Here is an 18,766-nt window from a genome sequence, read left to right as displayed (position 1 = left end):
GTGGCCGCCCCAGATGGACGGTTGATATCGCGAGGGAATACAGCCATCCTTGACCCGACAACACATCCGGTCAAGACGGGTGGAAATACGTGCAAGGAGTGGCAATGACCCCTGTCCGACCGGTCGTCGAGCTGGACGAGACGACGCACGCGACCCACCCGGACAAGACGCGCGACGCGCTCCGGGCCGCGCAGCTGTACTACATGCAGGACCTGACGATGGACGCCATCGCGCACGAGCTGCACACCTCGCGCTCCTCGGTGTCGCGGCTGCTCTCGCACGCCCGCGCGACGGGACTGGTGGACATCCAGATCCGCTCCCCGCTCGACCGGGCGAGCGCGCTGTCGGCGGAGGTGCGCGCGCACTTCGACATCACGGCGCACATCGTCCCGGTGCCGGACCACACCAGCGAGATCGACCGGCTCGAGCGCGTCGCGCTGTCGGCCGCGCGGATCCTCGGGCCGTTCATCGACTCGAACATGATCGTCGGCATCGCCTGGGGCTCGACGATGAGCGCGATGAGCCGGCACCTGATCGCCAAGGAGACGCACAACACCCAGATCGTGCAGCTCAACGGCGCGGGCAACACCGAGACCACCGGCATCAACTACTCCAGCGAGATCCTGCGCCGCTTCGGCGACGCGTACGCCGCGAAGGTGCAGCAGTTCCCGGTGCCGGCGTTCTTCGACGACCCGATGACCAAGAAGGCGGTCTGGCGCGAGCGCTCGACCAAGCGGGTGCTGGAGCTGCAGCAGCGGATGGACGTCGCGCTCTTCGGCCTCGGCTCGCCGTTCGCGGCGGTGCCCTCGAAGGTCTACATCGGCGGCTACCTGGAGCCGAGCGACTTCACCTCGCTCAGTGCGTCCGGCGTGGTCGGCGACGTCGCCACCGTGTTCTACCGGGCCGACGGCACCTGGGACGACATCCCCATGAACGAACGTGCAAGCGGCCCGGACCTCTCCACCGTGCGCCGCGCCTCCCGCCGCATCTGCGTCGTCTCGGGCGCCTCGAAGCTCCCGGGCCTGCGCGGCGCCCTCGCCGCCGGCCTCCTCACCGACCTCATCCTCGACGAGGGCACGGCCCGAGCCCTGATCTCCGGCTGACCCCCCTCCCCCTCCCGCGAGATGCCACTTATGAGCACGACACGCCGCAGAATCTCGTCATAAGTGGCATGCCGCGGCGGGGGTCAGAGGCCGAGGGCGCGGCGGACGCGGGCGGCCGTCGCCTCGGGGTGGTCGACGAGGCCGGAGAGGCGCACGCGGATGTGGCGGTAGCCGAGCGCCTGGATCGCCTCGCTGCGCGCGATGTCCCGCTCGTACTGCCGCGTGTCCGTCCGGTGCTGATCGCCGTCGTATTCGACGACGACCCACTGATTTCGATAGAGCAGATCCACCCGCGCGACGAAGACACCGTCCGCGTCGTACAGCTCGACGTTGAGCTCCGGCTCGGGCAGCCCCGCGCGGATCAGCAGCAGCCGGAGGAGCGTCTCCTTCGGCGACTCGGAGCCGACCCGGACGAATCCGACCGCCTCCCGAGCGCGCCGGCCGCCCCGCCCGCGATACCGTGCCGCCCTCGCCGCGAGGACCTCGAGATCGACGCGGAGGCCGCGGCGACCGAGCTCCTCGTCGGGCCGCACGAGAGCATCGCCGAGCACGACCAGCTCGTCGAGCGATCGCGAGTCGGCGAGATGGCAGAAGGTCGAGGCGGGATCCGTCACCGGTTGGCCCGCGTCGACGACGGTCACCGCCTCGTCCCAGAGATGGTGCGACTTCACGCCGACCCGACGGGCGGCTCGCATCGGCGGGGTGACCGCGACGTGCAGCGGAGTGGTCTCCGTCGCCCGCCGATCGGGCAGCTGGAGGAGATGAGCGGCGGTGACATGCGAGAAGAACTCGCCCGGCCGCATGACGGCGGCGAACGCGGTGATCCTCTCGCCGTAGGTCACCGGCTCGATCGCGGCACGAGCACCCCGGAAGACGCCGACCGGGTACTCCGCCACCAGCCGATGGCGCGCGAGCTCGCTCGTCGACGCGTTCACGATCCGGGTCTCTGTGTCGTCCTGCATGCGAGGACCCTGCCGCACCCCGCGCTCCTCCGCGCGCGTTGTCCACAGCCCCATCCCGCGAGATGCCACTTATGAGCACGACACGCCGAGGAATCGCCTCATAAGTGGCATCTCGCGGAGGGCGGCAGAACCTGGGGAGGAGGGTCAGGACTCGCGGGCGTGGGTGTCGAGGAAGGCGTAGACCTCGGCGTCGTCGATGCCGGGGAAGGTGCCGGAGGGCAGCGGGGCGAGGACGTGCGCGTGCAGGCGGGCGCTCGGCCAGGCGTTGCCGTCCCAGCGCTGTGCGAGCTCGGCGGGGGCGCGGCGGCAGCAGGACTCGTCGGGGCAGCGGGACTGCTCGCGGCGGTCGGTGTCGCGGCCGCGGAAGAAGCGCGCCTCGGCGAAGGGGACGCCGACGGTGATCGAGAACTCCTCCGTGGCGGTGGTGCCGGTCTGCGAGGCCGACCAGAAGGTGCCGGCCGGCGTGTCCACGTACTGGTAGTACTCGGTCGTGCGATTGGTGCGGCTGAAGGCCGAGCGCGCCGACCAGTAGCGGCAGACGATCTGCCCCTCCACCGCACCGGTCACGTCGGTCGGCAGCGGCAGGCCGTCGTTCTCGTAGGCCTTCTGGATCGAGCCGTCGCCGAGCACGCGAAGGAAGTGCATCCGGATGTCGAGGTGCGAGGTGAGCAGGTTGGTGAAGCGCAGCGCCGCCGCCTCATGCGTGACACCGAAGCCGTCGCGGAAGTCCTCGACGGTGATGTCGCGCTCGCGCTTCGCCTCCTCCAGGAACGCCACGGCCGGCTCCAGCGGCATCAGGCAGGCCGCCGCGAAGTAGTTGATCTCGAGCCGCTGCCGGAGGAAGTCGGCGTAGGTGACCGGGCGCTCGTGGCCGAGCAGCCGGTGCGCCATCGCCTGCAGGGCGAGCGCCCGCAGCCCGTGCCCGCCGGGGATCGAGGCGGGCGGCAGGTAGATCCGTCCGTTCGCGAGGTCGATCACCGAGCGCGCCGAGTGCGGCAGATCGCCGACGTGGATGATCTCGAAGCCGAGGTGCCGCGCCATCTTCGAGACCGAGCTGTGGGTCAGCGCGCCCCCGCGGTGACCGACCGTGCGGAGCATCTCGCCGGCGACCGCCTCGATCTCGGGCAGGTACGCGTTGTGCTCGCGCAGCTGCAGCCGCTGAGCGGTATTGGCGCGCCGCGCCTCCTCCGGTGTCGCGCTGGCCTCGCTCTTGCGGCGCGCCAGCTCGCGGTAGACGCCGAGGAACGCCTCGAGGACGGGAGTGGTCAGGCTCTTGTTGACCTTGAACTCCGGCAGCCCGAGCGAGCGGTAGAGCGACCCCTTCTGCACCCGCGCCAGCTCGATCTCGAGGGCGGCGCGCTCGCTCGGCGGCTCGTCGGAGAGCAGCGCGGCGAGCTCGACGCCGAGCGCGGTGGCGAGCGCCTGCATCAGCGAGAGCCGCGGCTCCCGGCGTCCGGTCTCGATCAGGGAGAGCTGACTGCCCGAGACGCCCACGCGCTCGGCGAGCTGCCCGAGGGTCAGCCCGCGGCGGGTCCGGAAGTGGCGGATGCGCTGCCCGAGCAGGGCGGCATCGGTCCCGGCGGCGGGGAGGGCGGCGGGGGCGGTGGTGTCGGTCACGGCGAGCTCCAGCGATCGGTTGTGACGGAGGCGCAAAAACCGCGATTCTTGACGGTCAAGGCCTCGCAAATACCCCTCGATCCTCCTCCATCCTGGCTTCAGGCGCCAGAGAGCGCCCCTCGCACCGTCGGATCACGACCGCCACGAGGACCGACTCCCCACCCCGTCGACGACGACTGCACTGAAAGCGGAGCCAGCATGAGCATCTACAGCAACACCCTCCTCCTCGAGACGACCACCATGACCGCGCCGACCCCGGTCGCCGCACCGGTCGTGCCGCCCGCCCCGCTGGCACTGCGCCGCTGGGTGCGCGAGACGGCCGCGATCCTCCAGCCCGACGCGATCGAGTGGTGCGACGGCTCCCCCGCCGAGTGGTACCGCCTCACCGCCCGGATGGTCGAAGAGGGGAAGCTGATCGCCCTGAACCCGGAGTGGCGGCCCGGCTCCTTCCTCGCCCGCACCGACCCCGACGACGTCGCCCGCGTCGAGGACCGCACCTTCCTCTGCACCACGGATGAGGCCGACGCCGGACCGACCAACAACTGGCGCGAGCCCTCCGCGATGAAGGCCGAGCTCGCGCCCTACTTCGCCGGCTCGATGCGCGGCCGGACGATGTACGTCGTCCCGTTCTCGATGGGCCCGGTCGGCGGGCCGCTCTCGCAGCTCGGCGTACAGCTGACCGACTCCGCCTACGCCGTGCTGAACATGCGCATCATGGCCCGCGTGGGCGCCGAGCCGCTCGCCGCCTTCACCGAGGAGACCGCCTTCGTCCGCGGTGTGCACTCGGTCGGCTTCCCGCTCCGCGACGCCGACGGCACGACCCGCGAGGACGTCGCCTGGCCCTGCAATGCGACGAAGTACATCACCCAGTTCCCCGAGACGCGCGAGATCTGGTCGTTCGGCTCCGGTTACGGCGGCAACGCCCTGCTGGCCAAGAAGTGCTTCGCCCTGCGGATCGCCTCGGCGATGGGACGCGAGGAGGGCTGGCTCGCGGAGCACATGCTCCTGATCCGGATCGTCTCGCCCGAGGGCCGGAGCTACCACGTGGCCGCTGCCTTCCCGAGCGCGTGCGGCAAGACGAACCTGGCGATGCTGCAGCCGACGATCCCCGGTTGGCGCGTCGAGACGCTCGGCGACGACATCACCTGGATGAAGAAGAGCGAGGACGGTCGCCTCTGGGCGATGAACCCCGAGACCGGGTTCTTCGGCGTCGCGCCCGGCACCGGGCAGAGCAGCAACCCCAACGCCGTGCACACCCTCTGGGGCAACACGATCTTCACCAACGTCGCACTCCGCGAGGACGGCGACGTCTGGTGGGAGGGCCTCACCGACGAGGTGCCCGAGCGGCTGACCGACTGGCGCGGCGAGCCGTGGACGCCCGCCTCCGGGACCCCGGCCGCGCATCCCAATGCGCGCTTCACGGCGCCGGCCGAGCAGTGCCCGACGCTCTCGCGGGAGTGGGACGCCTTCGAGGGCGTGCCGCTGGACGCGATCGTCTTCGGCGGGCGCCGTGCCAGCAACGTGCCGCTGGTGACCCAGGCGACCTCGTGGCAGCACGGCGTCTTCCTCGGCGCGACCATCGCCTCCGAGAAGACAGCCGCGGCGGAGGGGACGGTCGGCGAGCTGCGGCGCGACCCGTTCGCGATGCTGCCCTTCTGCGGCTACAACATGGCCGACTACTTCGCGCACTGGCTCGCGATCGGCGCGGACCTGGGCGAGAAGGCGCCCGCGATCTTCCAGGTGAACTGGTTCCGCAAGGCCGCCGACGGCTCCTTCCTCTGGCCCGGCTTCGGCGACAACGCCCGGGTGCTGCAGTGGCTCGTCCGGCGGATCGAGGGGCTCGCGGAGTCGCGGCCCAGCGCGATCGGCGACCTCCCGCTGTCGATCAATACGCACGGGCTCAACCTCTCGGCCGCCGCGAAGGAGGAGCTGTTCTCGGTGCCGGTGGAGGCGTGGCTCGACGAGTGCGCCCTGACGGAGGCGTTCTTCGCCCGCTTCGGCGACCGCCTGCCGCCCGAGCTGACCGCCGAGCTCCGGGCGCTGCGGCTCCGGCTGCTCGCCGAGGAGCTGCCGGCCGCCCACGCGGCCTGACCCCCGATCCCGCCGGCCCCGCGCCGGCGCCCCTGTGGCCCGCGGAGGGGAACCATCCCCCTTCTTCGCATCCCCCTCCGCGGGTCCACTCCTCTTGTCCGCGCGGCAGCGACCGCGCCGCCGCCCTCATGCTGATCGAGTAGCCCCGCAGGGGCGTATCGAGATCCACCACCTCCGAGCACGTGGGTCTCGATACGCCGCTGGCGCGGCTACTCGACCAGCATGAATGCCCGCCCCTTCTTGCTGATCGAGTAGCCCCCCAGGGGCGAATCGAGATCCACCACCTCCGAGCACGTGGGTCTCGATACGCCGCTGCCGCGGCTACTCGACCAGCATGTGAGGACCGCCGCCGCGGCCACTCGACCAGCATGTGGAGATCCCCCACCTACCGCACGACCAGACGGGCACCATGGACGACCGCATCACCCTCCGCTTCCTCGCCGCGCCGCAGGACGCGACCGCCGACGGCCGCAGCGCCCAGGCCGGCCGCGTGCTCGAGTGGATCGACAAGGCCGGCTACGCCTGCGCGGTCGGCTGGAGCGGCGGCTACTGCGTCACCGCGTACGTCGGCAACGTGCACTTCACCCGGCCGATCGCCGTCGGCAACCTGATCGAGGCGACCGCGCAGGTCATCCACACCGGCCGGACGAGCATGCACGTGCTGGTGCGGGTCGCCCAGGCCGATCCGCGCACCGGGCGCTACGAGGCGGCGACGCACTGCCTCCTGATCTTCGTCGCCGTCGACGAAGAGAAGCGCCCGCGCCCGGTGCCGGAGTGGACGCCGCGCACGATCGAGGACCTCGCCCTGGCCGAGGGCGCCGCCGCCCGCATCGACGGCCGGCGCGCGCTGCACGAGGTGATGCGCGCGCAGGAGTACACGGAGGCGGGGACCGGCCCGCGGATCGTCTTCCGCTTCCTGGCCGCGCCCGGCGACGTCAACTGGGGCGGCAACGCGCACGGCGGCATCGTGATGCGCTGGATCGACGAGGCCGCGAACGCCGTCGCGCAGGGCTGGAGCGGCCGCGACGCGGTCGCCGTCTACTCCGGCGGCATCCACTTCTACCGGCCGGTGCGGATCGGGCACCTCGTCGAGGTGGAGGCGCGGCTGATCCACACCGGGCCGCGCTCGATGCACCTCGCGATCCACGTGCGCTCCGGCGACCCGCGGACCGGCGAGCTCGAGCTGACGACGCAGTGCATGAGCGTCTTCGTGGTGCGCGGCGACGACGGGGCGGCCGAGGCTGTGCCGGCGCTCGAGCCGCGGAGCGACGAGGACCGCCGGCTGGACGAGCACGCGCGCGAGCTGATCCGGCTGCGCGCCGAGCTGCCGGCGCTGCCGGTCGGCATCGCGGCGACGCTCGCCTGACCGGTCCGCGCCCCCGGGTCGCTAGGGTCGGAGCGTGAAGATCCTCGTCGTCAACGGCCCGAACCTGAACCTCCTCGGCACCCGCGAGCCCGCGGTCTACGGGTCCGACACGCTCGCGGATGCGGAGGCGCTCGCCACCCGCGCGGCGGAGCGGCTCGGCCTCGGGATCGAGTTCTTCCAGAGCAACTCGGAGGGTGCGATCATCGACCGCCTGCACGAGGCGCGCGGCACGGCCGCCGGCCTGCTGCTCAACGTCGGCGCCTACACCCACACCTCGATCGCGATCCGCGACGCCGTCCTCGCCACCGAGCTGCCGCTGGTGGAGGTGCACGTGAGCAATGTGCACCGGCGCGAGGAGTTCCGGCGCCACTCCTACCTGTCGGACATCGCGGTCGCCGTGATCGTCGGCGCCGGCATCGCGGGCTACGGCTACGCGGTGGACGTCCTCGCGCGGACCCTGGGGGCGACGGACGCGTAGAACCCGGGGCGAGTCGCCGAGGCGTAGCGTCGGTAACATGACGCCCTCCGACGCGACACCTTCCGCCTCTCCCGCCGAGCTCGGCCGCTCCTTCGGCTCGGCCGTCGACGCCTACGACCGCGGGCGCCCGGGCTACCCGGACGACGCGGTGGACTGGCTCGTCGGGCACGCGCCAGCCCGGGTGGCCGGTGCCTTCGTGCCCGAGCGCGCGCGGGCGGCCGGCGCGGACGCCTCCGACCGGGTGCGCGCTGTGGACCTCGGGGCCGGCACCGGGAAGTTCACCGCGTCGCTGGTGGCGCGCGGACTCGACGTGACCGCCGTGGAGCCGGACACGGCGATGCTCGAGCGGCTGACGGCGCAGCTGCCGTCGGTCCGGGCGCTGGCGGGGACCGCCGAGGCGATCCCGCTGCCCGATGCGTCCGTCGAGCTGGTGACCGCGGCGCAGTCCTGGCACTGGGTCGACCCCGAGCGCGCGAGCGCCGAGGTCGCGCGGGTGCTGGTTCCGGGCGGCGTGCTCGCGCTGGTCTGGAACATCCGCGACGAGTCGGTGCCGTGGGTGCGGCGCCTCGGCGAGGTCGCCGGCTCCTCCGCCGCCGAGCGCTTCGAGACGGTGCAGCCGCCGCTGGGCTCGGCGCTGGAGCGCGTCGCCTACGCGCAGTTCGAGTGGGCGTACGACCTCGACCGGCCGGCGCTGCTCGACATGTTCGCCTCGCGCAGCTACGTCATCGCGATGAGCGAGGAGGAGCGCGCCGCGGTCCTCGCCGCCGTCGGCGAGGTCGTCGACGCGCTGCCCGGCGACCGCGTCGCGATGCCCTACGCGACCCGCGTCACCATCGCCCGCCGCGCCTCTTAGCGCCTCGTGTTGGTCGAGTAGCCGCGCCCGCGGCGTATCGAGACCCACCCCTCCGGACGACGCGGATCTTGATACGCCCCTCCGGGGCTACTCGATCAGCATGGAACGGCCGCCTCCTGAGGCGGATCATGCTGGTCGAGCAGCCGCGCCAGCGGCGTATCGAGACCCACCGCACTCCGAACACGTGGATCTCGATACGCCCCTCCGGGGCTACTCGATCAGCATGGAACGGCCGCCTCCTGAGGCGGATCATGCTGGTCGAGTAGCCGCGCCGGCGGCGGGGAATCATGCTGGTCGAGTAGCCCCGCAGGGGCGTATCGAGACCCACCATCACCGACTGGGCGGGTCTGCAGACTCGCGTTCCGACGGTGGCGGATCTCGATACGCCCTCTGAGAGGGCTACTCGATCAGCACGGCCTCCCCGTACTCCCGAGGAGACCCCGCGTCAGACCTCGTTCGGGTCGCCGCCGACGCGGCCGGCGCGCTCGAGCGCGGTGATCGCGTCGCGCTCGTCGTCGGTCAGCTCGAAGCCGAAGACGTCGATGTTCTCCACGATGCGGGCCTTCGTCGACGACTTCGGGAAGACGATGTGGCCGCGGTCGAGGTGCCAGCGCAGCACGACCTGCGCGGGCGTGACCCCGTGCGCCTCGGCCGCGCCGGTGATCACCGGCAGCTCGAGCAGCGGGTACTTGTTCTGCCCGAGCGGGCCCCAGGCCTCCGTCGCGATGCCGTGCTGCGCGCCGAACGCGGTGACCGTCGGCTGCTGGTGGTACGGGTGCAGCTCGATCTGGTTGACGGCGGGGACGACCTCGGTCGCGGCGAGCAGCCGCTCCAGGTGCGGCACGAGGAAGTTCGAGACGCCGATCGAGCGGGTGCGGCCGGCGGCCTGCAGCTCCTGCATCGCCTCCCAGCTCTCGACGTAGCGGTCCTGCTTAGGCTTCGGCCAGTGGATGAGGTAGAGGTCGACGGCGTCGAGGCCGAGCTTCTCGAGGCTGGCGTCGAGCGCCCCGGCCGCGGTGTCGCGGCCCTGGTCGTCGTTCCACAGCTTCGTGGTCACGTACAGCTCGTCGCGCGCGATCCCGGAGGAGGCGAGCGCCCGCCCGACGCCCTCCTCGTTGCCGTAGATCGCGGCGGTGTCGATGTGCCGGTAGCCGGCCTCGAGCGCCTCGGCGACGATGCGCTCCGTCTCGGCGGGGTCGACCTGGAAGACGCCGAACCCGAGCTGCGGGATGCTCGTGCCGTCGATGAGGGTGAGGGTGGGGATGCTGGTCATCCCTCCACCCTGCCAGCGGCCCCCGACACCGGGTACCCGGTTGCGCTCACCGAGCAGCGCCCGACGGCCGACGTCGGCGCGGGCGACTACCCTCGAAGGGCGCTCGCGAGGGCGCACCGACTTCGAGGAGGACCGCACGTGAGCATCATCGCCGCCGCAGACGGATCAGCGCTGGGCAACCCCGGCCCCGCGGGCTGGGCCTGGTACGTCGACGACGAGCGCTGGGCGGCCGGCGGCTGGTCGCACGGCACCAACAACATCGGCGAGCTCACCGCGGTCCTCGAGCTGCTCCGCGCCACCGCGCAGGAGAGCGAGCCCGTGCACATCCTCTGCGACAGCCAGTACGCCATCAAGGCCTGCACCGAGTGGCTGCCGGGCTGGAAGCGGAAGGGCTGGCGGAAGGCCGACGGCAAGCCGGTGATGAACGTCGAGATCATCAAGGCGCTCGACGAGGAGCTGCAGGGCCGCGCCGTCACCTTCGAGTGGGTCAAGGGGCACGCCAATCACCGAATGAACGAGGCCGCCGACGTGCGCGCCCGCGCCGCCGCGACGGCCTACCAGCGCCGCACGGCCGTGGACTCCGGCCCGGGCTGGCCGGGAGCCGCCCCCGCCGTGACGCCCGCCGTCGACACCGAGGACGCCCCCGCGACCCTGTTCTGACCCGAGGGGGCGCACCCCGCGCTCAGGGCAGCCGCAGCATCCCGGTCGCGACGAGCTCGCGCACCCGCGGTAGCACGGAGTCCAGCACGGCGGCCTCCTCCACGTGCAGGAGCGAGGCCACCGCGGCCGTGATGGCGGCGACGGACAGCTCGCCGTCGCACGCCCCGACGACCGCGGCGAGGGCCGTGTCCGCCTCCTCCACCCGGGCGAAGCCGCCGCCCTGGCGCAGCCGGAGCACGGTCGGGTCGTCGTTGCCCGGCCAGTAGTGCCGCTCCTCGGTCACGTCGCCGGCGACGACGAGCGCCAGCCGCGCGAGGTCGGCGTCGTCGACCGCGGACAGTGCGTCGAGCGCGTCGAGGCAGTGCGCGAGGTGCCCGCCCAGCCCCGCGGTCGCGAACGCCGCGTCGAGCCGCTCGAGGCGCCGGATCGGCGGCCGGGGCGAGGCGGGGAGCCTCAGCGTCACGTAGCCGAAGCCGACTCCGGTCACGCCGCGTCGCTCAAAGTCCTCGAGCCAGGCGTCGACGAGCGCGTCGGACTCCGCACCGCGGGTGGTCCCGCCGTCTCGGATCCAGGTCTCGGCGTAGATCGCCGGATCCTGCTGCTCGCGCTCCACGATCCAGACGTCGAGCGGCGAGGCGGTGCCGTCCATCCAGGCGGCGAGTCCGGCGTGCCCGGGTTCGAGCGCCTGCTCGAGCGGGCTGCGGTCGTCGGCCAGCCAGGCGCGAACCCGGTCGAACGCATCCGCCTCGGCCCGGTACTCCCAGTTGCCGAGCAGCTGCGCGACACCGCCCGGCACCAGGTGCTCGGCGGCGCCGACGATCACCCGGCGGACGATCTCGTCGCCCTCGAGCCCGCCGTCGCGGTACTCGTAGGCGGGGACGCCTGCGGTCCGCGGCGTGATCACGAACGGCGGGTTGGTGACGATCTGGTCGAACCGCTCCCCCGCGACCGGCTCGTAGAGGCTGCCGTGCCGGAACTCGATCGAGTCGATGCCGTTCAGCGCCGCGTTGAAGGCGGCGATGGCGAGCGCGCGGTGCGAGACGTCGGTCGCGACGACGCGGTCCGCGTGCCGGGAGGCGTGCAGCGCCTGGATCCCGCAGCCGGTGCCGAGGTCGAGCAGGGTGCCGACCGGCCGCTGGATCATCAGCCCGGCGAGGGTGAGGCTCGCGCCGCCGACGCCGAGCACGTGGTCCTCGTCGAGCGGCCGGCCGAGCGCGAGCTCGCCGAGATCGGAGGCGATCCACCAGGAGGCGGCGCCGTGCAGGTCGACGAGGTCGTAGGGCCGCAGGTCGAGCGCGGCGGTGACCACCGCTCCGGCCTCGGAGCGCACGAGCTCCAGCTCCAGGGCGCCGTCGAGCCCGAGCGACGGGAACGCCGCCTCCGCCTGCTCCGTCGGCACCGGATCGGCGAGGAGGAACAGCCGGGCCAGCGTGGCCAGCGGCCCGTGATCGCCGCTGCGCTCGAGCGCCCGCCGCGCCGGGACCCGGTCGCCGCGGTGCAGCGCCTCGCCCGCGGCCTCGCCCCACAGCTCGCGGACGGCGTCGACGCGGTAGCGGGCACGAGAGAGGTCGTCGCCGAGGAGCGCGATGCGGGCTCGGTCGAGCTGGTCTGCTGGCTGCACCGCTCCATCCTCGTGCACACCCGGAGCCCGGACGGTGCGGCTGCGGTGCAGAACATCAGCTGCGAGCCGAGTTCGTCGCTCCTCGCCGATGAAGGACCTTCTCAGCTGATGTTCTGCGCGCAATACGATCGATGCATGCCCCTCACCGGAGAATACGAACCGAGCACGTCCGCCTGGGCCCGCGAGCAGGCGGAGCTCTACGAGGCCACCGGCGGCGCGGAGGGCAATCTCCTCCGCGGCAAGCCGATCATCGTCCTGACCACGGTCGGCGCCCGCAGCGGCAAGCTGCGCAAGACCGCGCTGATGCGCGTCGAGCACGACGGCTCCTACGTCGTCGTCGCCTCGAAGGGCGGCGCGCCGGAGCACCCGGTCTGGTACCTGAACATGGTCAAGGAGCCGCACGTCGAGCTGCAAGACGGCCCGGTGAAGAAGGACTACACCGCGAGCGTCCTCGAGGGCGACGAGCGCGCCGCCTGGTGGGAGCGCGCGGTCGCGGCCTGGCCCGACTACGCCGAGTACCAGACGAAGACCGACCGGCAGATCCCGCTGGTGCTGCTCACGCCCTGGTCCTGACCCGGCCGGTCGTCACTCCGGAGCGACGACGGTCGTCTCCGGAGTGACGTCGTCCGTCCCCGGCGCGTCGTCCTCCGGCTCCACCCGCGCCGCGATGAGCGCCAGCACCCGCGGGTGCGACAGCAGCACGAAGTGCCCCACCACCGACACCGCGATGTTCTCGCGCGCGCCGGCGAGGCGGCTCCCGCCCGGGATGTACTGGTCGCGCATCCCGTAGATCGAGACGATGCGCCGGTCGGCGTCGCGCTCGGCCAGCAGCGTCCGGATCACGGGCCGGTGCGGGCCGAACTCGCGCAGCGCCCGGGCCGGCGCGATCCGGGCGAGCGGTGAGCCGTTGAACGGCGTCGAGACGGCGATCATCCGGTCGATCCGGCCCTCGTCGCGGTCGTCGACGACCATCATGTGCTTGCCGATCAGGCCGCCCTTGCTGTGCGCGACGACGACGACCCCGCGCAGGTCGTGCTCGCGCAGGTACTCCTGCCCGAGCGCGGCCGAGGCGACGATCGGCCGGGTGTTGTAGCCGAGCGCGGGCAGCACGTGGATCGGGTGCCCGGCCGCGTGCAGCCGGTCGGCGATCGGTCGCAGAAACTGCCAGGTCTCGTAGATCCCGGGGATCAGCAGGACGGGCGCGCCGTCGCCCGAGGCGTAGCGCGAGACGTCCCAGCCCTCGCGCAGGTGCGTGAACCGCGAGCCGTAGGCGTAGCGGTAGTCGCGCAGATAGGCCGCGCGCAGCGAGGCGGACGAGCGCCGTAGGCGCCCCCGCTCAGGCGCCGGCATAGGCCGCTTCGAGGGCGGCGACGTCGAGCTTCGTCATCCCGAGCATCGCCTGCAGCGCCCGCGCCGCGCCCTCCGCGTCGGAGCCGCCGAGCACGGTCGCGAGCGCGGTCGGCACGATCTGCCAGGACAGCCCCCAGCGGTCGCGGAGCCAGCCGCAGCGGCTCTCCTCGCCGCCGTCGGCGATCAGCGCGTCCCAGAGCCGGTCGACCTCGGCCTGGTCCTCGACCGAGACCTCGATCGAGACCGCCTCCGTGAACGGGAAGCGCGGGCCGGCGTTCATCGCCCGGAAGAGCTGCCCGTCGAGCTCGAAGGACACGACCGTGACGGTGCCCGGCGAGGGCGAGCCCTCGGGCAGCACCTCGGTGCTCAGGATCCGCGAGTTCGGCACGAGCTCGGTGTAGAACTCGGCCGCCTCCCTCGCCTGGTCGTCGAACCACAGGAACGTGCTGACTGCACCCATGCCGGCCTCCTCGTCGAATCCCCAGTGTGCCCCTCCACGGGCCGGAGCGGTCAGAGCGGATTGACCCCGAACGCGGTCGCGAGCTTGTCGATCTTCTTCGCCCGGCCCAGTCGCGGCAGGTCGCTGCCGTCGCGGATGACGCGGCCGCGGGCCTCGAAGTCGTCGAGGAAGTCGCGCGCCCAGGCCACGTCGGACGGGGTCGGGCTGATGACCTCGTTGATGACCGCGAGCTGCTCGGTGTCGAGGCAGAGCTTGCCGGTGAGGCCGAGCGAGACGGTGAGCGCGGACTGCTCGCGCAGCACCGGATGGCTGTTGGAGACGGTCGGGCCGTCGATCGGGCCGGGCAGGTCGCCGATGCGCGAGGCGACGACGAGGCGCGAGCGCGGGTACGCCATCGCCAGGTCGTCGGCGCTGGTGCCGGTGTCGCGGCGGTAGTCGCCGCTGCCGAAGGCGAGGCGGAAGGTGCCGCGGGCGCGGGCGATCGAGACCGCCTCCTCGATGCCGAGGGCCGACTCGACCAGGGCGAGCACCGGGGTCGCGCCGCCGAGGCGATCGAAGGTCTCGGTGACGTGCTCGCCGGCCTCGGTCTTCGCGAGCATGACGCCGGCCAGGCCGGGCAGGCCCTTCAGCGCGTCGACGTCGTCCGACCAGAACGGGGTGGAGTGGTCGTTGATGCGCACCCAGGCGCGCTTCTCGCCACTGAGCCAGGCGGCGACGTCGGCGCGGGCCTCGGGCTTGGCCTTCGGGTCGACCGCGTCCTCGATGTCGAGGACGACCTGGTCGGCACGCGAGGCGTGCGCGGCGTCGAAGGTGTCGGTGCGGGTCGCGTTGACGAGCAGCCAGGAGCGGGCGATCTCGGGGGCGACGTCGCGCCCCTTCCGCTTCAGGCCGGTCTCGCCGGAGGTGGCGGGGGTGGTGGGCAGCGTCACGTGAGCAGGTCCTTCCGGTGGCGCGGTCTTCGCACCGCGAGCCCCGCCGCTCAGCGACGGTGCCGGGGTCCAGGGTAACGGCTCGGGGCGGAGCGGACGCGTCAGCGCCGCTCCCAGAGGGTGATCGTCGCGGTCGGCACGGTCGAGCCGGGGCCGGCCTCGAAGCCCTCCGCGGCGAGCCAGTCGAAGGCCGCCGGGTCGGAGGCGGGAGCCGCGGTCCAGACGCGCTGCTCGCCCGCGAGGGCGGCCCGCAGCGCGTCGTCCTCGAGCAGGACGTCGGAGTAGGTGCCGGTCGTCGCGTACGAGCGCTCGAGGGCGACGTCGTCGAGCCCGGCGAAGGCCGAGGGGTAGGCGGCGAGGGCGATCCGCGGCCGCAGCGACACGGTCCCGCTGTCGCCGAGGAGGAACGCGTCGCCCGGGCACGCGCCGGCCTGGATCGTCTGCGCGAGGGCGCGGAGGTCCTGTCCGGCCGGCTTGCCGGTCTCCGTCCGCATCAGGACGAGCGCGGGCAGCGCTGCGACGGCGAGCGCTCCGACGAGGACGCCCGCCGTCACCGGGCGCCAGGAGGCGAGGGTCAGCCCCAGCGCCGTCGCCAGCGCGGGCGAGCTGAGGCCGAGGTAGCGCGGGGTGAACATCGGCTCGATCAGCGCGGTGCCGAGGAGCAGGACCGCGGCCGGCAGGAGCAGCCAGACGCCCAGCACGAGGACGAGCGGCGGGTGGACCGCCCCCGCCCCGGTCGCGCGCGATCGCACCGCCCGCGACCGCACCGCCCGCGACCGGACCGCCGCGACGGTCAGCAGCCCCACGGCGAGCGCCGCCAGCCACCACGCCGAGCCGAAGAACGACTCGACGACCACCGTGTAGGCGTTGACCGGCTGCGAGCGGAGCCAGCCGATCTGCCCGCTCTGCCCCGCCGCCGTGAGGATCACCGGGCTCGCGACGCCGACCGACAGCACCGCGCCGAGCACGCCGGCCCCGAACGCCCTGCCACGCCGGGGCCCGACGGCCGCCGAGAGCAGCGCGAAGGCCGGCAGCACGAGCACGCAGTAGAGGAAGACGGCGTTCGCGAGCCCCGCCACCGCGACGAACGCGACCCAGCGCAGCACCCCGCCGTCCCGCGCCGCGCGGACCACCAGCACCGCCGCCCACACGACGAGCGCCGTGGCGAGCGCGGAGGAGCGCGCCTCCGTCCCGTTGAACGACGTCCGCGGCAGCAGCACGAAGACGATCGCGGCGAGCAGCGCGGCCCGCGGGCGTCCCAGCGAGCGCAGGAGCACCAGCACGCCCGCCGCTCCCGCCCCCGCCGCGAGGGCGGACGGCGCGCGGACGGCCAGCTCCGACTCCCCCGCCACCGCGATCCAGCCGTGCATCAGCAGCGCGTAGACGACGTGCACGGCGTCCTTCTGTTGCGCGAAGGCGAACAGCTCGGGCAGCGGCAGCCGCGCGAGGCGCAGGGTCGCGGCCTCGTCGTTCCAGTAGGAGGGGACCCAGGAGCCGAGGAGGGTCAGCAGGGTCGCGACGACGAGGACGGCGCCCGCCGGGATCGACTCCGGCCCGACCCCTCGGGCCCTGATCCCCCACCGCACCGTCCCACCGTAGGGGCGGCCGGCGTCGCTCAGAGCCCGGCGCGCTCCGCGAGGCCGGCCGAGAACGCGGCCTGTCCCGCGTGCTGGGTGTCGTCGTCGATCACCGAGACGAGCCGGACCGCGAGGGTCACCGGCGGGTCCCAGTCCTCGTCGACCACGCGGGCGAGGTCGGCGTCCTCGAGGGTGTCGAGGTAGGCGAGCGTCTGCTCGTGCACGGCGTCGTAGTACTCCGCGAGCAGCTCGGCCGGCACCGCGGCGAGCGCCGCGACCTCGGCCGGCTCCATCCCGTAGCCGTTCGTCTCCGCCGGGAACGGCAGGCCGGAGCGCTCGTGGAAGCCGCCGGAGATCCAGAGCTGCTCTCGGCCGGCGAGCGGGGCGAGGTGGTCGTCCTGCACCCGGGTCAGGTGCCAGACGAGCCAGGCGGCGGAGTTGGCCTGCGCGTCGGCGCGGAAGCCGAGCCGCTCGGGGGTGCTGTCGTCCAGGACGGCGTGCACGGTCCCGTGCACCCGGTCGAAGGCGTCGCGGAGGAGGTCGATGGCTGCAGTCATCCCGCCAGTCTGCTCGGCGCGCCCGTGCCACGTCACCCTCTGTCGAGTGCTCGGAGGATCCCCGGAGGCGGGTGCCGGATACTCGCAGCGTGACCTCCGGAACCTCGAACCTGGCGATGAAGCCGTGGCTGACCTCCTACGCGGAGGGCGTCCCGGCCGAGATCGACCCGCCCACGCAGACCCTCGTCGATCTGCTCGAGGACTCGGTGGCCCGCTACAAGCGCGGCATCGCGCTCGAGTTCTTCGGCGCCGAGACGAGCTACGCCGAGCTCGGCGAGAAGGTCGCCCGGGCCGCGGAGGGGCTGCGCCGCCTCGGCGTGCGCGCCGGCGACCGCGTCGCCCTGGTGCTGCCGAACTGCCCCGAGCACGTGATCGCGTTCTACGCGGTGCTGCGGCTCGGCGCGATCGTCGTCGAGCACAACCCGCTCTACACCCCGCGCGAGCTGCGCCGGCAGTTCGAGGACCACGGCGCCCGCGTCGCGGTGGTCTGGAACAAGACGGCCGACGTCATCGCCGCGCTGCCCGCCGACCTCGGCGTCGAGCGCGTCGTCTCGGTCGACCTCACCGCGTCCTTCCCGCTCGGCAAGCGGCTCGCGCTGAGGCTGCCCCTGGCGAAGGCCCGGGAGGCGCGCGCCAAGCTGACCACGAGCCCGCGCACCCGCTCGCTGATCCCCTTCGACCGCCTCCTCAGCGGACGCCGGATCGCCCGCTCGCACCCGCGCCCGGCACTCGCCGACACCGCCCTGCTCCAGTACACGAGCGGCACCACCGGCACGCCGAAGGGCGCGATCCTCTCCCACGCCAACCTCCGCGCGAACGCGCTGCAGGGCCAGGCCTGGGTGCCCGGGCTGCGCGAGGGCGACGAGACCTTCTACGCCGTCCTCCCCCTCTTCCACGCCTACGGCCTCACGCTCTGCCTGACGTTCGCGATCAGCATCGGCGCCAAGGTCGTGCTCTTCCCGACCTTCGACGTCGGCCTGGTGAAGGCCGCCGCGAAGAAGTCACCGCCCACCTTCCTGCCCGCCGTGCCGCCGGTCTACGACGCGCTGGCCCGCGCCTCCGAGCGCGGCGAGCTCGGTCTGCGCGGCATCCGCTTCGCGATCTCGGGAGCGATGAGCCTGCCCGTCGCGACCGTCGACCGCTGGGAGCGCGCGAGCCGCGGACTCCTCGTCGAGGGCTACGGGATGACCGAGAGCTCGCCGGTCGCGCTCGGCAACCCGGTCGGCCCCAGCCGCCGGCCGGGCACCGTCGGCGTGCCGTTCCCGAGCACCCGGATCCGCCTGGTCGACCCCGCCGACCCCTCCGTCGACCGCGGACCCGGCGAGTCCGGCGAGCTGCTGCTGCAGGGACCGCAGGTGTTCCAGGGCTACTGGAAGCGCCCCGAGGACACCGCGGCGACGCTGCTGCCCGACGGCTGGCTCCGCACCGGCGACATCGCCACCGTCTCGGCGGACGGCTTCGTCACGATCGTCGACCGGGCGAAGGAGCTGATCATCACCGGCGGCTTCAACGTCTCGCCCTCCGAGGTGGAGGGCGTGCTCGAGTCGCACCCGGACGTCGTGCGCGCCGCGGTCGTCGGCCTGCCCCGCGCGGAGGGCGGCGAGAGCGTCGCCGCCGCCGTCGTGCTGCGTGCCGGGACGGTCGTCGAGGCCGAGGCGCTGCGCGACTTCTGCCGCCTGCACCTGACGGCCTACAAGGTGCCGAAGCGGGTGGTGACGGTCGACGCGCTGCCGACCTCGCTGATCGGCAAGGTGCTGCGCCGCGAGGTGCGCGAGACGCTGCTGGGCTGAGCCGGCCGGCTCCGCCCTCTTCCCGGTCACAGCTCGACGGGTCACAGCTCGACTGGTCACAGCCCGATGAAGGAGAACG

17 protein-coding genes are annotated in these 18,766 nt (G+C 73.0%); 8 read left to right on the top strand and 9 right to left on the bottom strand.

All coding sequences use genetic code 11. From position 1 onward, the window contains the following. Positions 1-104 precede the first annotated feature (104 nt). Positions 105-1,103, top strand: coding sequence for a sugar-binding transcriptional regulator (locus C1I64_RS02020; protein ID WP_123445261.1), 999 nt, complete (start codon positions 105-107; stop codon positions 1,101-1,103). 83 nt (positions 1,104-1,186) lie between these two features. On the opposite strand, the gene C1I64_RS02015 is transcribed toward C1I64_RS02020, so the two are convergent. Next, a complete protein-coding gene (locus C1I64_RS02015) occupies positions 1,187-2,065 on the bottom strand; it encodes an endonuclease domain-containing protein (protein WP_127886040.1) in 879 nt (292 codons plus the stop codon). Positions 2,066-2,209: 144 nt separating this feature from the next. Further along, the gene (locus tag C1I64_RS02010; RefSeq protein ID WP_127886039.1) at positions 2,210-3,682 is read right to left on the bottom strand and encodes a helix-turn-helix domain-containing protein; all 1,473 of its coding nucleotides are present in this window, start codon (positions 3,680-3,682) and stop codon (positions 2,210-2,212) included. A 240-nt stretch (positions 3,683-3,922) separates the two neighbouring features. Here C1I64_RS02010 and C1I64_RS02005 point away from each other — a divergent pair, with 240 nt between their 5' ends. The 4 genes from C1I64_RS02005 (at position 3,923) to C1I64_RS01990 (ending at position 8,470) form a co-directional block, all read left to right on the top strand. Continuing rightward, a complete protein-coding gene (locus C1I64_RS02005) occupies positions 3,923-5,773 on the top strand; it encodes a phosphoenolpyruvate carboxykinase (GTP) (protein WP_127888421.1) in 1,851 nt (616 codons plus the stop codon). Positions 5,774-6,182: 409 nt separating this feature from the next. Continuing rightward, on the top strand, positions 6,183-7,139 hold the full coding sequence (locus C1I64_RS02000) for an acyl-CoA thioesterase (RefSeq protein WP_127886038.1): 957 nt from the start codon (positions 6,183-6,185) through the stop codon (positions 7,137-7,139). A gap of 34 nt (positions 7,140-7,173) precedes the next feature. Further along, positions 7,174-7,617, top strand: coding sequence for a type II 3-dehydroquinate dehydratase (gene aroQ, locus C1I64_RS01995; protein ID WP_127886037.1), 444 nt, complete (start codon positions 7,174-7,176; stop codon positions 7,615-7,617). A gap of 37 nt (positions 7,618-7,654) precedes the next feature. Further along, the gene (locus C1I64_RS01990) at positions 7,655-8,470 is read left to right on the top strand and encodes a class I SAM-dependent methyltransferase (RefSeq protein ID WP_127886036.1); all 816 of its coding nucleotides are present in this window, start codon (positions 7,655-7,657) and stop codon (positions 8,468-8,470) included. Between the two features lie 445 nt (positions 8,471-8,915). Here the strand turns inward: C1I64_RS01990 and C1I64_RS01985 are convergent, their stop codons facing one another. Next, positions 8,916-9,743, bottom strand: coding sequence for an aldo/keto reductase (locus C1I64_RS01985; protein ID WP_127886035.1), 828 nt, complete (start codon positions 9,741-9,743; stop codon positions 8,916-8,918). Positions 9,744-9,881: 138 nt separating this feature from the next. Here C1I64_RS01985 and C1I64_RS01980 point away from each other — a divergent pair, with 138 nt between their 5' ends. Then, the gene (locus C1I64_RS01980; RefSeq protein ID WP_127886034.1) at positions 9,882-10,403 is read left to right on the top strand and encodes a ribonuclease H family protein; all 522 of its coding nucleotides are present in this window, start codon (positions 9,882-9,884) and stop codon (positions 10,401-10,403) included. A 22-nt stretch (positions 10,404-10,425) separates the two neighbouring features. Here the strand turns inward: C1I64_RS01980 and C1I64_RS01975 are convergent, their stop codons facing one another. Next, positions 10,426-12,024, bottom strand: coding sequence for a DUF7059 domain-containing protein (locus C1I64_RS01975; protein WP_127886033.1), 1,599 nt, complete (start codon positions 12,022-12,024; stop codon positions 10,426-10,428). Between the two features lie 135 nt (positions 12,025-12,159). Here C1I64_RS01975 and C1I64_RS01970 point away from each other — a divergent pair, with 135 nt between their 5' ends. Beyond that, positions 12,160-12,597 carry a nitroreductase family deazaflavin-dependent oxidoreductase gene (locus C1I64_RS01970; RefSeq protein ID WP_123445252.1) on the top strand — a complete coding sequence of 146 codons (438 nt, stop codon included), beginning with the start codon at positions 12,160-12,162 and terminating at the stop codon, positions 12,595-12,597. Between the two features lie 12 nt (positions 12,598-12,609). Here the strand turns inward: C1I64_RS01970 and C1I64_RS01965 are convergent, their stop codons facing one another. The 5 genes from C1I64_RS01965 to C1I64_RS01945 form a co-directional block, all read right to left on the bottom strand. After that, positions 12,610-13,374, bottom strand: coding sequence for an esterase/lipase family protein (locus tag C1I64_RS01965; RefSeq protein ID WP_127886032.1), 765 nt, complete (start codon positions 13,372-13,374; stop codon positions 12,610-12,612). After that, positions 13,361-13,834, bottom strand: coding sequence for a VOC family protein (locus C1I64_RS01960; RefSeq protein ID WP_127886031.1), 474 nt, complete (start codon positions 13,832-13,834; stop codon positions 13,361-13,363). Before C1I64_RS01960 ends, C1I64_RS01965 begins: the two co-directional genes overlap by 14 nt. A 50-nt stretch (positions 13,835-13,884) precedes the next feature. Continuing rightward, complete coding sequence (locus tag C1I64_RS01955) at positions 13,885-14,721, bottom strand: HpcH/HpaI aldolase/citrate lyase family protein (RefSeq protein ID WP_123445387.1); 837 nt, start codon at positions 14,719-14,721, stop codon at positions 13,885-13,887. A 143-nt stretch (positions 14,722-14,864) separates the two neighbouring features. Continuing rightward, positions 14,865-16,349 (bottom strand): glycosyltransferase family 39 protein, encoded by a 1,485-nt coding sequence (locus C1I64_RS01950; RefSeq protein WP_127886030.1) that lies wholly within the window; start codon positions 16,347-16,349, stop codon positions 14,865-14,867. Positions 16,350-16,378: 29 nt separating this feature from the next. Beyond that, positions 16,379-16,897: a mycothiol transferase gene (locus tag C1I64_RS01945; RefSeq protein ID WP_127886029.1), complete on the bottom strand. Its 519-nt coding sequence runs from the start codon at positions 16,895-16,897 to the stop codon at positions 16,379-16,381. 89 nt (positions 16,898-16,986) lie between these two features. Between C1I64_RS01945 and C1I64_RS01940 the strand changes: the two genes are divergently transcribed. Continuing rightward, positions 16,987-18,687, top strand: a complete 1,701-nt coding sequence (locus tag C1I64_RS01940; protein WP_260321488.1) for a long-chain-fatty-acid--CoA ligase — start codon at positions 16,987-16,989, stop codon at positions 18,685-18,687. The last annotated feature ends 79 nt before the right edge of the window (positions 18,688-18,766 follow it).

The sequence above is a fragment of the Rathayibacter festucae DSM 15932 genome (assembly GCF_004011135.1).
Taxonomy (GTDB): Bacteria; Actinomycetota; Actinomycetes; order Actinomycetales; family Microbacteriaceae; genus Rathayibacter; species Rathayibacter festucae.
This window is presented reverse-complemented; position numbering and strand designations above follow the sequence as displayed.

What these genes read in the sequence shown, in the direction of transcription:
- C1I64_RS01945 (WP_127886029.1), bottom strand. Translation starts at nt 16,897, where the DNA reads ATGACTGCAGCCATCGACCTCCTCCGCGACGCCTTCGACCGGGTGCAC.
- C1I64_RS01970 (WP_123445252.1), top strand. Translation starts at nt 12,160, where the DNA reads ATGCCCCTCACCGGAGAATACGAACCGAGCACGTCCGCCTGGGCCCGC.
- C1I64_RS01960 (WP_127886031.1), bottom strand. Translation starts at nt 13,834, where the DNA reads ATGGGTGCAGTCAGCACGTTCCTGTGGTTCGACGACCAGGCGAGGGAG.
- C1I64_RS01965 (WP_127886032.1), bottom strand. Translation starts at nt 13,374, where the DNA reads ATGCCGGCGCCTGAGCGGGGGCGCCTACGGCGCTCGTCCGCCTCGCTG.
- C1I64_RS01985 (WP_127886035.1), bottom strand. Translation starts at nt 9,743, where the DNA reads ATGACCAGCATCCCCACCCTCACCCTCATCGACGGCACGAGCATCCCG.
- C1I64_RS02020 (WP_123445261.1), top strand. Translation starts at nt 105, where the DNA reads ATGACCCCTGTCCGACCGGTCGTCGAGCTGGACGAGACGACGCACGCG.
- C1I64_RS02000 (WP_127886038.1), top strand. Translation starts at nt 6,183, where the DNA reads ATGGACGACCGCATCACCCTCCGCTTCCTCGCCGCGCCGCAGGACGCG.
- C1I64_RS02005 (WP_127888421.1), top strand. Translation starts at nt 3,923, where the DNA reads ATGACCGCGCCGACCCCGGTCGCCGCACCGGTCGTGCCGCCCGCCCCG.
- C1I64_RS02015 (WP_127886040.1), bottom strand. Translation starts at nt 2,065, where the DNA reads ATGCAGGACGACACAGAGACCCGGATCGTGAACGCGTCGACGAGCGAG.
- C1I64_RS01990 (WP_127886036.1), top strand. Translation starts at nt 7,655, where the DNA reads ATGACGCCCTCCGACGCGACACCTTCCGCCTCTCCCGCCGAGCTCGGC.